At 67.5% G+C, this 13,327-nt stretch carries 8 protein-coding genes and 1 pseudogene; 3 read left to right on the forward strand and 6 right to left on the reverse strand.

Annotated features, from left to right (window positions below; genetic code table 11):
* Positions 1 to 259 precede the first annotated feature (259 nt).
* Positions 260 to 1,306, reverse strand: coding sequence for a YhcG family protein (locus tag Q0283_RS03415; protein WP_298042944.1), 1,047 nt, complete (start codon positions 1,304 to 1,306; stop codon positions 260 to 262).
* Positions 1,307 to 1,724: 418 nt separating this feature from the next.
* On the opposite strand from Q0283_RS03415, the pseudogene Q0283_RS17605 reads away from it, so the two are divergent.
* Together Q0283_RS17605 and Q0283_RS03420 are read left to right on the forward strand one after the other, a co-directional pair.
* Positions 1,725 to 1,844 (forward strand): annotated as a pseudogene (locus Q0283_RS17605) (DUF4236 domain-containing protein); the annotation flags it as partial.
* Between the two features lie 18 nt (positions 1,845 to 1,862).
* Positions 1,863 to 2,843 (forward strand): hypothetical protein, encoded by a 981-nt coding sequence (locus tag Q0283_RS03420; protein WP_298042947.1) that lies wholly within the window; start codon positions 1,863 to 1,865, stop codon positions 2,841 to 2,843.
* A 214-nt stretch (positions 2,844 to 3,057) separates the two neighbouring features.
* Here Q0283_RS03420 and Q0283_RS03425 read toward each other — a convergent pair whose 3' ends face one another.
* Positions 3,058 to 4,209: a DUF1524 domain-containing protein gene (locus Q0283_RS03425; RefSeq protein ID WP_298042950.1), complete on the reverse strand. Its 1,152-nt coding sequence runs from the start codon at positions 4,207 to 4,209 to the stop codon at positions 3,058 to 3,060.
* Between the two features lie 642 nt (positions 4,210 to 4,851).
* Between Q0283_RS03425 and Q0283_RS03430 the strand changes: the two genes are divergently transcribed.
* Positions 4,852 to 5,295 carry a hypothetical protein gene (locus Q0283_RS03430; protein WP_298042952.1) on the forward strand — a complete coding sequence of 148 codons (444 nt, stop codon included), beginning with the start codon at positions 4,852 to 4,854 and terminating at the stop codon, positions 5,293 to 5,295.
* 2,089 nt (positions 5,296 to 7,384) lie between these two features.
* On the opposite strand, the gene Q0283_RS03435 is transcribed toward Q0283_RS03430, so the two are convergent.
* The 4 genes from Q0283_RS03435 to Q0283_RS03450 form a co-directional block, all read right to left on the reverse strand.
* The gene (locus Q0283_RS03435; protein WP_298042955.1) at positions 7,385 to 8,515 is read right to left on the reverse strand and encodes a DUF418 domain-containing protein; all 1,131 of its coding nucleotides are present in this window, start codon (positions 8,513 to 8,515) and stop codon (positions 7,385 to 7,387) included.
* Between the two features lie 5 nt (positions 8,516 to 8,520).
* Entirely contained in the window at positions 8,521 to 10,152 is a 1,632-nt protein-coding gene (locus Q0283_RS03440; protein WP_298042959.1) for a gamma-glutamyltransferase, read from the reverse strand.
* A gap of 382 nt (positions 10,153 to 10,534) precedes the next feature.
* On the reverse strand, positions 10,535 to 11,536 hold the full coding sequence (locus tag Q0283_RS03445) for a M20/M25/M40 family metallo-hydrolase (RefSeq protein ID WP_298042962.1): 1,002 nt from the start codon (positions 11,534 to 11,536) through the stop codon (positions 10,535 to 10,537).
* A gap of 86 nt (positions 11,537 to 11,622) precedes the next feature.
* The gene (locus tag Q0283_RS03450; protein ID WP_298042965.1) at positions 11,623 to 12,933 is read right to left on the reverse strand and encodes a heparan-alpha-glucosaminide N-acetyltransferase domain-containing protein; all 1,311 of its coding nucleotides are present in this window, start codon (positions 12,931 to 12,933) and stop codon (positions 11,623 to 11,625) included.
* Positions 12,934 to 13,327: the final 394 nt, after the last annotated feature.

Raw genomic sequence — 13,327 nt, forward strand, 5'->3', positions numbered from 1 at the left:
GGATCGACCGGCGGGTGCTGTCGGGAGACCCAGTCCGGCGTCGCATCAAAGGAACGTTTGATGCGACAAGGGTTTATGGCTGGTGCAGTTCACTTTGGGCGTCCGTGCCGCTAGCTCCTGAATCTAGGACGTGCTTTCACCATGGGCTACGAGGCCCGGAGATGGCGCGTGTGTCTACCGGGGCAGCGCTTCGCAGAGGCATGCGCGATTGCCGCTGTTCATGGACGGACCCGGAGAGAATGCAGGCGGGGTTCGGACGCTACACGTTGCCAGGGGTGGAGGGATCGTGCTCGAGGGCTGCGGCGATGGCGGCCGGTGAGGGAAGCGCCGACTGCTCTTCGGCCGGCAGCGCCTCGTAGGTGTAGGACGCCACGGCCAGGGGCTGGGCCGAGCCGTCCAGGGCGTAGCGCACGGTGCGTTCGTTCCTGGAGCCGCAGACGAGGATCCCAACGGTGGCGGCCTGTCTGGGTAGCCGGAGCATGTCGTCGACGGCCGCGACGTAGAAGTTCAGCTGGCCTAGGTGCTCGGGCTTGAATTTGCCGGCTTTCAGTTCGACCACGACGTAGCGGTCCGAGGGGACGTGGTAGAGCAGCAGGTCGATGAAGAAGTCATCGCCGTCGACGTCGAGGGGGTATTGCCGGCCGACGAAGGCGAAGCCGGGTCCGAACTCGGCCAGGGTTTGGGACATGCGCAGCGTCATGGCCTCCTCGATGGCGTGCTCCTGTGCCTCTTCGGTCAGCCCGAGGAAGTCCAGGACCAGCGGGTCCTTGGCGATAGCCCGGGCCAGATCGGTGCCCTCACCGGGCAGTCTGGCCTCGAGGTTGTTCGGGGCAGCGCCGCTGCGGGTGTGAAGGCCGGTAAGGATTTGGTGTTCGAGCACGGACACCGACCAGCCATGTTGGACGGCCCTGGAGGCATACCAGACCCTCAGCCGGTGGTCGCCGAGCTTGTTCAGCAGGGCGACGTTGTGGCTCCAGCTCAATTGTCCAGACGGTGTCTGGACAATTGGCTCCGGGCCACTCCAGGCCTGGGCGAAGGCCCGCATGTTGTACAGATTGGTCCGGGAGAAACCCTTCATGTGCGGGAACTCGTTCCGCAGGTCCCGTGCCAGCCGGTCCAGGACCTTGCTGCCCCACGGCTCGCTACTTTGACGCTCGGCGATGGTGCGCCCGATGTTCCAGTAGAGCTCGATCATGGCGGTGTTCACTGCGCGCTGCGCCTGGTGCTGGGCGTTACCCACGAGATCCTTTAGAACCGTGAGGGTGGCGGCGTAATCGCCGGGGAGGTCCGGCTCCAATGAGGTCATGCCTCCACCCTAGGGGTGGGCCAGCGGACTCAATTGTCCAGACGCCGTCTGGACAATTGAGTCGCCTGGACCGCTTGGAGTCTGTCGCGGGTGTGACAACGCCAGATGTCGTATGCCCCGTTATCGGCGTCTCAAGTTTTGGGGGTTGCGGGCCCTGGACCTCGGAGGACGTCGGTAGGTCGTCTTCGACTCTCAGATCCACAGGCCCCGCCTCTGATCAACTCTGATCAACTCTGGGCAGGCCGTGCCCCAGAGTGCCCGCGTCTTGGATAACTCCCGGGCCGCGCTCTACCGGTTCATCCTCGAGCCCCGGCCGACGCTGATCCCGAACCCTGCCCGAACCAGACTTCTGTGGTGTGACTCGTCGGATAGCCTCGGGGTCAAACACAGTCTGACGAGTAGGGATCCGATGGCACGCATGAGTTTCAAGGTCGCCCCGGGGGTGCGCATCAGCGCGTCCAGCCGGGGAATCCGGACGAGTGTGGGTAACTCGAAGGCCCGAGTGTCGTTCGGGGGTGATGGTACCTATGCATCGGTCGGGGGCGGGGGAGTGCGCGTGAGCCAGCGACTCTCTGGTCCGAGCGCAACCGGGCGATCGAATCCTGGCCGTTCCTCCAGTGCTCGCCCCAGTCTGGCCCAGCTCGAGCGAGCCCAGCGGGCTGCGGAGAAGGAGGCTGCCATTGCCGAGCTGCAGGACCTGGAGAACTCTCTCGTCAGCCTCCACCATGAGGCTTTCGCACCGGCGGCTCCCTATGAAGTGCCCCCGCCCGCTCCAGCGGACGTCGAGGTGCTGCGCGCCCAGATTGAACAACACGAGCTATCCCAGGTCGGTCGGTTCAAACTCTCGGAGCGCAAGGCCGCCAAGGCCAGGGCACGCGAGTTGGCCGAAGCCGAGGCTTCTCGGATCGATAGGCAGAACGCTGAGAAGTATCGGGACCTGTGCGCAGGAAGCACCGAGCTCTGGAAGCTGTTGAATGAGCACGACACCGGCTTGGTCATGGAGACTCTGGAGAGCGCCTTCGCGGACAACGCCTCGGACGCCACCGCCGTGGACGTGGGCACCGAAGACGGTGTGCGGTACGCGACCGTGCTGATTGTGTTCGGTGCCGTGGATTTGATCCCTGAGCGGATGCCCTCACTGACGGCCGCGGGCAAGCCCACCACCAAGAAGCGCACCAAGTCGGAGCGCAATGCCCTTTACGTTGCTGCTCTGGGGTCCACGGTGTTGGCCACCGTGAAGGAGGGACGCGCGGTCGCCCCGTCGGTGGATGAGTTCCGCGTGGTGGTCCTGCGGAAGGATTTGAACGCTGCCACCCCGGCCGAGTTCGTGGCCCCGATCTATGCGGCACGATTCTCCCGTCAGATGATGCAGGGGCTGAACTGGCGAACGGTGAATCCGACCGAAGCCTTGCTCTCTGCCACCGACGCCCAGTTTCAGCGCAAGGGCGCTGCCGGTGATGTCGTTCCGTTGAACCTGTCTGGCAATGAGGACTTGGCACAACTCGTTGAGACCTTCAAGCCGGCCATTCTCGGTTGAACCGTGTCCAGCACCCCCTGGCCTGAAAGGGTTGTACGGGCTGCCTCTATCGGCCACGGGGGCGGAGCTGGCCGCAGTCCACGTGAACACTGACCCGGTTCAATCGTCCAGGCGTATTACGGCTAACTCCAGAGGTCTACGGACGGATAAAAGACCCGCCCCCACCGCCTCGGGATGAGGCCGTGGGGGCGGGGTTCGTGTACGCGGATGGTGGCTATTCGCAGCCGATGCCGTCGCCGTCGCGGTCGAGGTGGCTGCCGTAACCGGGATCGCCGACCCGGACTGGGGCAGCCCCGGCGGCGCGGGCGGCGGAGCAGTTCTTGTAGTACGCGGCGGGAGCCTTGGTTGGCGGAGGCGTGTACGTGGGCTGGGGTTTCGGGGTGTAGGTCGGCGTGGGTTTCGGAGTGTAGGTGGGCTTGGGCGTGGCCTTCGGTGCTGGCGTGTAGGTCGGCTGGGCTGGTGCCTTCGGTGCAGGCGTGGTCTTGGCCGGGGTCGGGGTCTGAGTGGGCTTCTCGGCCTCGCGGGCCTGACCGCTGCTGACGTTCAGGTTCTTTCCGGCGGCGGGCACCTTCTGCGTGTCGCAGGTGGCCAGCACCTTGGCCATGGCGTCGTGCTCGGGCTGGGTGATCCACAGTTCGTACTTGGCCTTCACCGCGATCTGACGGGCGACGTAGTCACAGCGGTAGGGACGGTTCGGGGGCAGCCAGGTCGCGGCGTCCGCGTCGCCCTTCTTGGCGTTGGTGGGCCCGTCGACGGCCAGCAGGTTCAGCGGGTCGTTGGCGAAGGCCACCCGCTGTGCTGCGGTGATCTGCTGGGCGCCCTTCTGCCAGGCATCGGACAGGGCCACCACGTGGTCGATCTGCACGTCATCGGAGGTGTCCTGGCCGCGCTGGAAGTCGATGGTGGTGGCCGTGTAGGGGTCCTCGAGGGTGCCGGTGAGCACGACGCAGTTGTCGGTTCCGGGCTTGTGGGACTCGACGTCGAGGTCCCGGTTGAGGATGTCATTGCGGGTGTCGCAGCCGTTGCGGTCAACGTCTGCCCAAGGCTGACCGAACAGGTCGCGGTCATACCCGGTCTTTGGGGCGCGCCCCTTAATAGGCAGGTCCGCCAGCACGGCGACGGCGGTCTGCGTGTCGCTGTCGTCCGGGACGGCACCGTTGGCCGGCGCCTCCGCGGCGGAGGCGGTCGGCGTGGGTGAGGTGGATTCGGACGGGGTGGCAGTAACAGTGACCGTTTGGGGCGCGGGTTGACTGGAAGAGGCGGAGTCAGGTCCGCAACCGGTAGTGACAAGGACGGCCAGGACCGCGGCAGCGGCGCCCAACCGCTTAAGCCGGGTGGCGTGGTGGGATGCAAGTGAGGTGCTCATGATGGCGCTGAGGATATCGGTTGCCATGATCAAAAAGACGAATGTTCGTGAACGATATGACATTGTGACGGCAAATGGCATTCATAAACCCCAGGTCAAGTGCCACTCTTGATCCGCATGACGGTCACGCGCGGTCCGCATCGGTGCCCCAGGTCGAACTTTTCTCATCACTCATGGCGCAGCTACAGGGCGACACTCTGACCGTTCAGGCACAGAAGCGCAGCTACGGCTGTAGATGGGGTAGTGAATCAGCTCGGCGGTCACTTTTGGTAGGTACCGACTTAGTCGTGTTGATGCTCCTCGGCGGCGAGGTGCTGGCCAGGATCTCTTCCTTGCGCAGGTCGTCGATCTACCGATCCAGGTCCTGTTTCATGGTCGGGATGCGCACGTACCTAATCTCCATGGGCACCCTGTATCAAAAGTCGGTTTTGTACGAGTCAGCTGAGACGTCGTTTTGGGCTTAGTTCTGGAACGCGAATGCATGGCGTGTCGTCGTCTTCGGTCCATCCCTGAGGGAGTGTCCCAGTTCCAAGGAATTGGGACGGCATGACAAGTACTCCCGGTGGCGTGCTGACAGGCTGAGAGGGCGCTCAGCAGTGGGGTGTCCGGCCGCGATGGCAGGATGAGCCCCAGGAGGCAGCGATGGACTTTCCCGAGACCGACACCGATGGGGCGCCCCGCATCACCGCGGAGCAGGTGATCCGTGGGGATGTCTGCCGTTACCTGGAGGTCTGCGACGACGGCACGGTGCACACCAGCAAGGACCTCACCGCGCACCGCAAGGACCAAGGTGACTGGTGGGACCGGCACCTGAACCCGATCACCGACCAGGTCAGTGGCCGGGTGGCCACCTACCTGGTGCGCCCACGCCGGCAGGAGCCGCCGACCGCCCCGCTGGTGTTCGCCCTGGACGTGGCCGGCACCCGCTACACCGGGCACGGCAGGGGCTGGCTGCTGGCCGAGCTCGAACCTGGACGGTACTCGGCCGTGGGGGAGCCTCCGGTCCGGGGCCGTGCCGAGTACCCGGCGTCGGAGATCTTCGCCTGGGACGAGGCCGAAGCCGTCACCAAGCGCGACCAGCATTAGTCCGTCTCGCATCGCTCCTCGTCGACGGTGTGTCCCGCCACCAATCAGAGCTGCCCTGACGAAAGTGTCGAAGGGCCGGTTTGAGGCCCGCCCTGACAGAACACTGTCGTGGTCATCCACAGTGTTCAAAATGGCACACCTCATCTGCATTGACACTCTTCTGATGCCCTTTCGCGCTCCAGGCCTCTCCAGGGGACCGCGAGTCGAGGGCGAGGAGAATCCGTGACAGCCGGGATGGATTGGCTGGAGGTGGGTGCCGGCCGCCCCGGTCCCTGCGCAGTGTCATCAAACCGTGAGTTGTCCGTAGGAGTTGCTCAAAGTTGGACCCGGAGGCTGGAGACACACCGCGGTCCCGTGTTGTAACGAATCCAGGAGAAGCCCCATGACCCCCACCACGCGCCCGCCTCGAATCGGAGCGGGACCCACGAAGGAACTGCACCTTGAGTCGATTCTCGAGCTGGGAGTCGTGGTTCGACGTCTCTATGGTTTCTTCGGGTATCTCCGCGCAGACGTTGAGTCTGTCGCTAAAGGCCGTATGCCGCTCGACGTTGTTGAGGGTCAGCCGGACGTGTTGCTTGTGAGTTCGGGGTCCGGCCGGTTCGGTTTCGGCGCTTGGGCTGTAGAGGTGTACCTCATCACCTGCAATGGAGGGACCTCGATCACGCTCCGGGCCATCGGCGATGACGCAACAGTCCGCGCTCTCAACGGACGGCGCTCCACGCTGTCCCTGGCTAGTGGCGTCAAGAAGATGGAAATTCTTGCTCGATTGCTTCGGGCCATGGACGAGGAGGCTCAAATGATCAGATCGGATCGTCCATAAAGACCCCTCCCCGTCTTACCGGGGTTCAATACATCGACATAGCCACAGACGCCGGAGTGGCCGGCTGGCCGAGGCAGCGTAGAACCCGGTGCCGGAGTGCCAAACCGCCAGTGTCCAAGCGGGTGACCACGTAGAGATCGTTCTCTACGGCCCACCATGTTGGTGAACCCCTCTGGGGGATGGGTATACCGGGTCGGACACTGTGCAGATGTCGATATCCCTAGTCAGGCGTTCGCGGTGGGCCGGGGGTGGCTTGGGCAGCCGGTCGGAGTAGACCCAGGCCTCACCGAGACGGGGCTGCCGGTCGGTGCGCGTACTTCCGCGGCTGCCGGCCGCTGCGGACTGTCATCAAAGCGTGAGGTGTCCGTAGGAGTTCCGCCACGTCGGGTCTCGAGACTGGAAACACACCGCGGGCCCGTGGTGCACAGGACCAAGGAGAACCCCATGGCACCGACCCTTCGCGCGCACGGACCCTTGATGAACAGTGCTCGGGACACTGCAGAACGGGGCGACCCCGTTCTCGTGGCAGCGGCCGGCACCGGTGCCTACCCGCCCGGTCTGGGGGCCGTGCTGCTATTCCGCAGGCACCGCGCCACTGACCAGGGAGTGCGTACCGTGTCGCACCGCACGCTCACGACAACGCAGGGTCGTGTGCGGGCCGTGCTGGCTTGGGTCTGCCTGATGGTCCTGCTCACCGGGTGTTCCCTCGACGTCGACACGCTCCGGGAGAACATCGAGACCCACTGGTCGGGGGTCGAGAAGACCACCCCGACCCAGCCCACCCCTGTGTCGTCCACGCCGGCCACGTCTGGCCCGACCCCGTCCACCCTTGTGTCGTCCACGCCGGCCACGTCTGGCCCGGCTGTCGTGGAGCTTCCTGCCGCCTCGGGATCCGCGAAGGACTGATCGAGCGGGTGGTCCTGCCCGCGGGGCGGGGGTTCGTGCCGCTTTCGATAGCTGTCTGCTCGGGCGTGAGGCGATCAGGGTAGGGCATCCGGGATGAGGCACCTTCGCGCCGTTCCCTGCCGGGTCCTCGGGGATCGAGTCCTGACTGCCCGACCACGACCAGTCGGATCTGCCGGGGCGCAGCGCACCGGGCCTGCTGGTTGGGCGCTCCGGTCGGAGCCGTGGGATGCGGCCGGGCAACAACCGCCCGTGCACCCCGGGCCCATGTCGCCGCCGCGGCCCGCCGGGGTGATGCCCTCGCCGTGAACTCCTGCGGCCGGTCGTGGGGCAGGGGACGATTCGGTGCGGTTCCTGATCCCGGCCTTAGGAGGCACGTCGTGGTTGCCGTGGCCCGCGCAGGAGCATTTCCAGCGGCCCGGCGCTGAACCGCCGGGTCCAGAGCCAGGCGAAGAGGATTGACCCGATGCACAGCACCACGGTGGTGAAGATCCCGGTGGCCAGGGAGCCCGGGCCGGGGCGGACAAACGCGGCCAGGGCGAGCAGGTGTCCGACGTAGATGGTCAGTGACAGCCGCCCCGTGGCGGCCAGTACGGGAAGGCTGCCAGATGCCAGGCGACCGGCCAGCAGGCACAGCCCGAGCACGAACAGTGCGGCACCGGAGCTGGCGATGAGCCACAGGGGCATGTGGGAGTGGGCGGTCGCGGAGACGAGGCGGTCCCAGCCGACGGTCCGCTCCGGGGTGCCGAAGACCAGGATGAGGACTTGTGAGAGTAGGTGCCCGCCGGCGGCGCACACCGCACCCCACAGCACCAACCGGCGCTGGAGTACCGCACTTCGCAGGTCGAGCCGTCCGAGCAGCATCCCGGCCAGGAAGGGCGCCGCCCAGACCACCGCGGGATAGGCCCCCGTGAACAGGATGCCGCTGAGGATCTCTCCGGGCGGGTCCAGCAGCGTCGGTTCCGTGCGCCGGGACACGGGAGCCCACGTGGTTCGGGCGGCCACCCAGGCCAGGGGGCCCACGAGTACGAACGTCCCGGTCAGTGCGCCCAGCACCCAGGTTGGCGCCCTGAGTAGGGGCAGACAGGCGATGAACAGCAGCCCGTAGAGGGGCAGGATCACGCTGGCCTCATGGTCCGGGATCTGCAGCGCCAGGCCGCCCAGGAGCAGTAACACCGCCCGCCACAGGACCATCCGCCACGGTACGGGCGTTCCACCGGTCCCGCGGACGGAGCGGGTCATCAGGGAGATCCCCACCCCGGCCAGGAGCATGAACAGCAGGGAAGCTCGCCCCAGGGGCAGGTCGTACAGTGCCCCGAGGAACCCCTCGGCGCCCCGGGGGCCGACGTTCACCGCGATCATCCCGATGATCGCCACTGCCCGCGCCACGTCCAGGCCCACGACACGGCCGTGGGGCCCAGAGCCACCACCGCCGATTCGACCGGGGGCCGGCAGGTCACCGCCCGGGGAGGCGGAGGACGAAGGTGCGGTTCCCACGACGCTCATTCCGACCCTGTGGGAGCCTCGGCGCCGGGGGCATCCGCGATGGAGACGTCGGCCTCTCTGCGGGGGTCCTTCGCGCCGGTGATCTGCCCGGTGTCGTAGTCGATCGCCAGGGCCTGCACGGACCCGAAGATCGCTTGTTCCCGTTCGGTGCGCTGCAGCTCCCAGTCCCGTGCCCGGATCAGCTCGGCCAGTTCGGTCGAGGGTTCCTGTTCCACCGCCAGCACCCCGTCCTGTAGGTGGAACCGGGGTGCGTCCACCGCCTCCTGGAGCGATGCGCCCTGTAACCCCCAGGCCACCAGCACGCCGGTGAGGATGTTGGGGATCTGATGCCCGCCGGGACTGCCCAGGGCCAACACCGGCCGGCCCTGGCCATCGAGCACCATGGTCGGGGCGGACCAGCTGACGGACTTACGTCCCGGTCCGGGTTGGTTGGCGTCCGAGGCCTCGGTGTCGAACCGGGAGAGCTGGTTGTTCAGGAAGAACCCACCTACGTATGCCGACGCGCTGCCGCCCCAGAAGCTGGTCAGGGTGTTGGTCATGGACACCGTGAACCCGTCCGCGTCCACCACGCTCAGGTGCGTGGTGTTCCCCGCCGTCACGGGCCCGGCGGTGGCCCGCACGCCGGCCGCCGACACGGCCGCATCTTCCGTTCCGGCGGTTCCGTCCAGAGGGTCGATGCTGGCCCCGCCGGCCAGGAGGGACACCTTCTCGGCGATCTGCGCGTTCGCGACCGGGTCGGTGAGGCGGTCGAGCGGGACCTCCACGACGTCGGGGTCGCCAAAGAAGTGCGTCACCGAGCCCTCGGCGGCGATCCACGCCGCGGAGAGCCGGTCCACGTACCCGGCGGTCCCGGGGGTGTGGTCCTGAATGTCCAGGGCCTGGGTGAGTTGCAGTTGCTGGATCAGGGCCGCGCCCGGCAGTGGCGGTGCGGCCGAGAGCACCTGGTAGTCCCCGAAGGGCCCACTGACCGGGGCCATCTGCTCGGGTGCATAGGCGGCCAGCGAGACCGCGTCCAGGCCCTCCACCGTGGTCAGGTCCTGGGCCAGGGTCCCGGTGTAGAACGCCTCGGGCCCGCCCTGGGCCAGCGTGGTCATGGTCCGGGCCAGGTCCTGCTGGATTAGCGTCTGGCCAGCGGCCAGCGGTTCCCCGGAGGCGTCATGGAAGTGCCCCAGCCCCTCCAGGGATGCCGGACCGAAGTCGGCGCGCATCCGCTGGTCTAAGAACTCCGAGACCGGGAACCCCGTCTCCGCCAGTTCGATGGCCGGGTCGAGCACCTCGGCCCAGTCCAGAGCGCCGTGCGCGGCGTGGATCTCGGCCAGTCCGGCCACGAAGCCGGGGATGCCGGTGCCGGAGGCTGGGATCCGGCCGTCCTGGGCCACGACCTCGCGGTAGTCGTAGGCGATCGGAGTCTGTCCGGGCCCGGCCAGGATCGCCGAGCCTCCGCCGCCGATACCGGAGGCATAGGGCTCGACGACGGCGACGGCGAAGGCCGTGGCCACGGCCGCATCAGCAGCATTGCCTCCTGCGGCCAGAATCTGCATCCCGGCCTCGACGGCCGCCGGGTGCGCGGCAGCCACGGCGTATTGCCCGAGCTCCACGGCCGGGCCCGGTTCGATGCTCGGCCGCACGGCAGGCGTCTTGAGGGATTCGTGACCGGTCGATGGCGGCGCCGCGGTAGAGGTCGGCGCCGCGCTTGGTGTCGGCGCGGGGGCACTACAGGAGGTCAGTAGCAGTGCTGCGGCCAAACCGGGAATGGCCCAGCGGGCGAAGCGTGTCATGAATTCCTTCTCGCTAGCTCATCCGAAGTATCCGTTCGTTCCCGGCCCGCGTGGCTTCGTACGTCCCCGCCGCGGTCCCGCCCAGACCCGGCCGGTCTGCGACAAACCGAGTCGACGGGGGTGGGAATGGTCCCCGGGCGTGCCGGCGCGACCACGGTCCAGACCCCCAGCGGGGCCCCGGTCAGGGTCGCGGGTGCTGAGCCCGGGGGCCACCCCCGGCGGGGCAGCCGATTCACTCCAGGGCACCGGTGTCCTGGGCCAGGGTGGTGGCGGCATGGGTGATCGCCTCGGTCATCAGGGCCAAGGCCTCGCGGTCGATGTTGTCCAGGTCGTCACCGGGCTGGTGGTAGTTCGGATCGCGTGGTGCCTCGGCCCGGCCGCCGAAGTCGGTGGCCTCGGCCTCGGTCTTGGTTTCCTTGCTGCCGGTGAACAATCCGCCCACCGGCACCCCGGCCTCCACGAATGCCACCTGATCGGAGGCGAAGTTCCATGAGGTCGGCACCCAGGGCTGGCCCTGTGCGGAGAAGTAGTCGGTGAACACCTCCATGACCTGCTCCGAGCCGTCCGGCACCGGGGGCCCGGAACCGTACTCCCACTCCTCATCGGGCTCACGGGCGTCGTAGACCCCGACGACATGGTTGGGTGAGGCGACCATGTCGACGTTCAGGTACGCGGCGATGGAGCCGAGTTCACCGTCCTCTGTCAGTTCCTCGACGTAATGAGTGGATCCGGGATAGCCGCGGATCTCCTCGGCGCCCCACCAGGCGAAGCGCACCTTGTTGGTCACGCTGTCCTGCTGGGCCAGCCGTTGGGCGGTCTCGAGCAGGGCCGCGGTACCGGAGGCGTTGTCATTGATCGCCGGGCTGCCGGGGACCCCGTCCAGGTGCGCGCCGAGCATGATGACGTTGTCCTCGTCACCGCCGGTGGTCTCGGCGATGATGCTGAAGGACTCGTACTCCTGGTCCCAGGTCTCCACGGTGAAGTACTGCCGGGTCGTCTCGTACCCGGCGCGGGCCAGTTCCCGTTCCACGTACTGGGCCGCGGCCTCGTACCCGGGGCTGCCGGCGGCCCGGTCCCCGTGCTCGTCGGCGAGCACCTGGAACTGTTCCAGGTGCTCATAGGCGGTGGGGATGTGTGACTGCCAGGCCACGGCCGCGGCGGCACCGGCGGCGAGAGTGAGCCGGCCCAGGGCCTTCAGGTCACCCAGTGCTTTCCAGGGCCCGTTCAGCGTCATTTAGTCCTTCTCATCGATGCGGTTGATTTGAGGATAGAGGTGCAGACCCCACCGGGCCTGCGCCTCCGCGGAGAGCTGTCCCTGTCCTAACGGGCAACCGGATCCGTTCCGGAGCCCCGCGTGATGTCTCGGGAGACACTGTCGGGTGTCGTGTTGTCTGTCCCGCCGGGGTAGGTCCCGGGGGCCCCGTCGGTCACCATGGTCCGGGTGCCCTTCACGGCGCGGCCCACGACTGTCTCGAGGGGGCCCTTGTCGTGGTGGCGGGTCCAGAACCAGGCGGCGACGGCGGCGACGCCCAGGTGCAGGGCAAACCACAGTTCCGGGTCGTCGTAGTGGACCTCGGGGGCCAGGGCGATCAGGTGGGCGGTGTACAGGGTCAGGGTCATGGCGCCCATGGCCGCCAACGGGGCCAGCCACCGCCCGGCCCGGGCCCCCAGCAACAGGAACACGCCCAGCACCAGCAGGCCGATGCCCAGGCTGGAGGCGATGGCCAGCGGGGCGTTGGTGTGTCCGGTGGCGATGGTCAGCCACCACCCGGAGGTGTCCGGCAGCTCGCCGGTGCTGTAGGTCAGGGCCTCGTCCAGTTCCTCCGGGGACAGGCCGTCGCTGGCTAGCAGTGCCTGGTAGCCGCCGGCGACGCGCAGCAACACGGTCGAGAGCAGTTGGGCGCTCAGGGCCAGGAGCGCACCGGTGCCGGCGATGATCGCCTGGGTGCGGGTACTCCGTAGGTCCAGTCGGCCTAGGCCCAGCCCGACCAGGAGGTAGGTCATGTAGGGCAGGGCCGGGTACACCCCGGTGAGCAGCAGTTCGGCGGCGGTGCCGGCCGGTTCGGTGAAGAGGGTCACCAGGGTGTGGTTGGAGGCCGAAGTGGACGGCAGCACCGGTTCTAGTTTCTGCATCAGCACCGGCGCGACGATCCCGAAGACGGCCGCGGTGCCGAACAGTACCCTGGGCGACAGGTGCAGGAAGGGGATGGTCAGCAGGAAGAACACCGCGTAGTAGACCAGGATGCTGTAGGCCGGCGGGTCCTCGGGCGAGATGGCCGCCACGACCAGGCCGATGAATCCGATTAGCGCGGCGCGCACGGCCAGTCCGGCCCGGTCCCCGCGCATCCGTCGGCCCTGGTGCGGGGTGGACCCGCCGGTGGACAGGGCCAGCCCGACCCCGGCCAGCAACGCGAACAGCGCCGCCGAGTTGCCGTTGACGATGGAGAACACCAGGGTCGGTGCGTGGGTCACCTCATTGGTCTCGGGAAGGATGTGGACGGCCATCAGCCCGATCAGGGCCAGCCCGCGGGCCGCGTCGATGCCGACCAGTCGCTTCCGCTGTTTGTTCTTCGTTGTCGTTGCCGCGGGGGGATCCACGGCGGTCCCTGGCGGGACCTGTTCCGAGTTCATCGCTCGTCCTTGTCTGATTGTCCATGTTCTGGTGCCCAGCGGCGCCGCGTCCTGCGGTGCCGCCTCCCCCGGCTCGGCGGTGCACACCCGCGGGCCAAGGTATTTCCAGCTTTGGGGCTGGACATGGAGGAACCTGTGCGGGAGTCTCACGGTTTGATGACATTCCCTGGCGGTCGGTGGCTTCAGGACCCGGCGCGCAGAGGAGTCCTTCGGCCCCTGCTGGACCACCCCAGTCGCACCTGGACGGCGGGCCTGGGCTGAGGGCCGTGGTGGCGAGCGGCGCCGACCGGGTGCACCGGGGCCGCGGTGGCTGGCCGGAAGATCTGAGGGCGGTCGACGGCCGGCAGTGTGCCGGTCAGTCACAATGACTGCAGGAAGACCGTGGTGTTCAGGC

Origin of the sequence: uncultured Citricoccus sp. (assembly GCF_937871995.1) — a bacterium.
Lineage (GTDB): Bacteria > Actinomycetota > Actinomycetes > Actinomycetales > Micrococcaceae > Citricoccus.

What these genes read in the sequence shown, in the direction of transcription:
- Q0283_RS03415 (WP_298042944.1), bottom strand. Translation starts at nt 1,306, where the DNA reads ATGACCTCATTGGAGCCGGACCTCCCCGGCGATTACGCCGCCACCCTC.
- Q0283_RS03425 (WP_298042950.1), bottom strand. Translation starts at nt 4,209, where the DNA reads ATGAGCACCTCACTTGCATCCCACCACGCCACCCGGCTTAAGCGGTTG.
- Q0283_RS03430 (WP_298042952.1), top strand. Translation starts at nt 4,852, where the DNA reads ATGGACTTTCCCGAGACCGACACCGATGGGGCGCCCCGCATCACCGCG.
- Q0283_RS03445 (WP_298042962.1), bottom strand. Translation starts at nt 11,536, where the DNA reads ATGACGCTGAACGGGCCCTGGAAAGCACTGGGTGACCTGAAGGCCCTG.
- Q0283_RS03450 (WP_298042965.1), bottom strand. Translation starts at nt 12,933, where the DNA reads ATGAACTCGGAACAGGTCCCGCCAGGGACCGCCGTGGATCCCCCCGCG.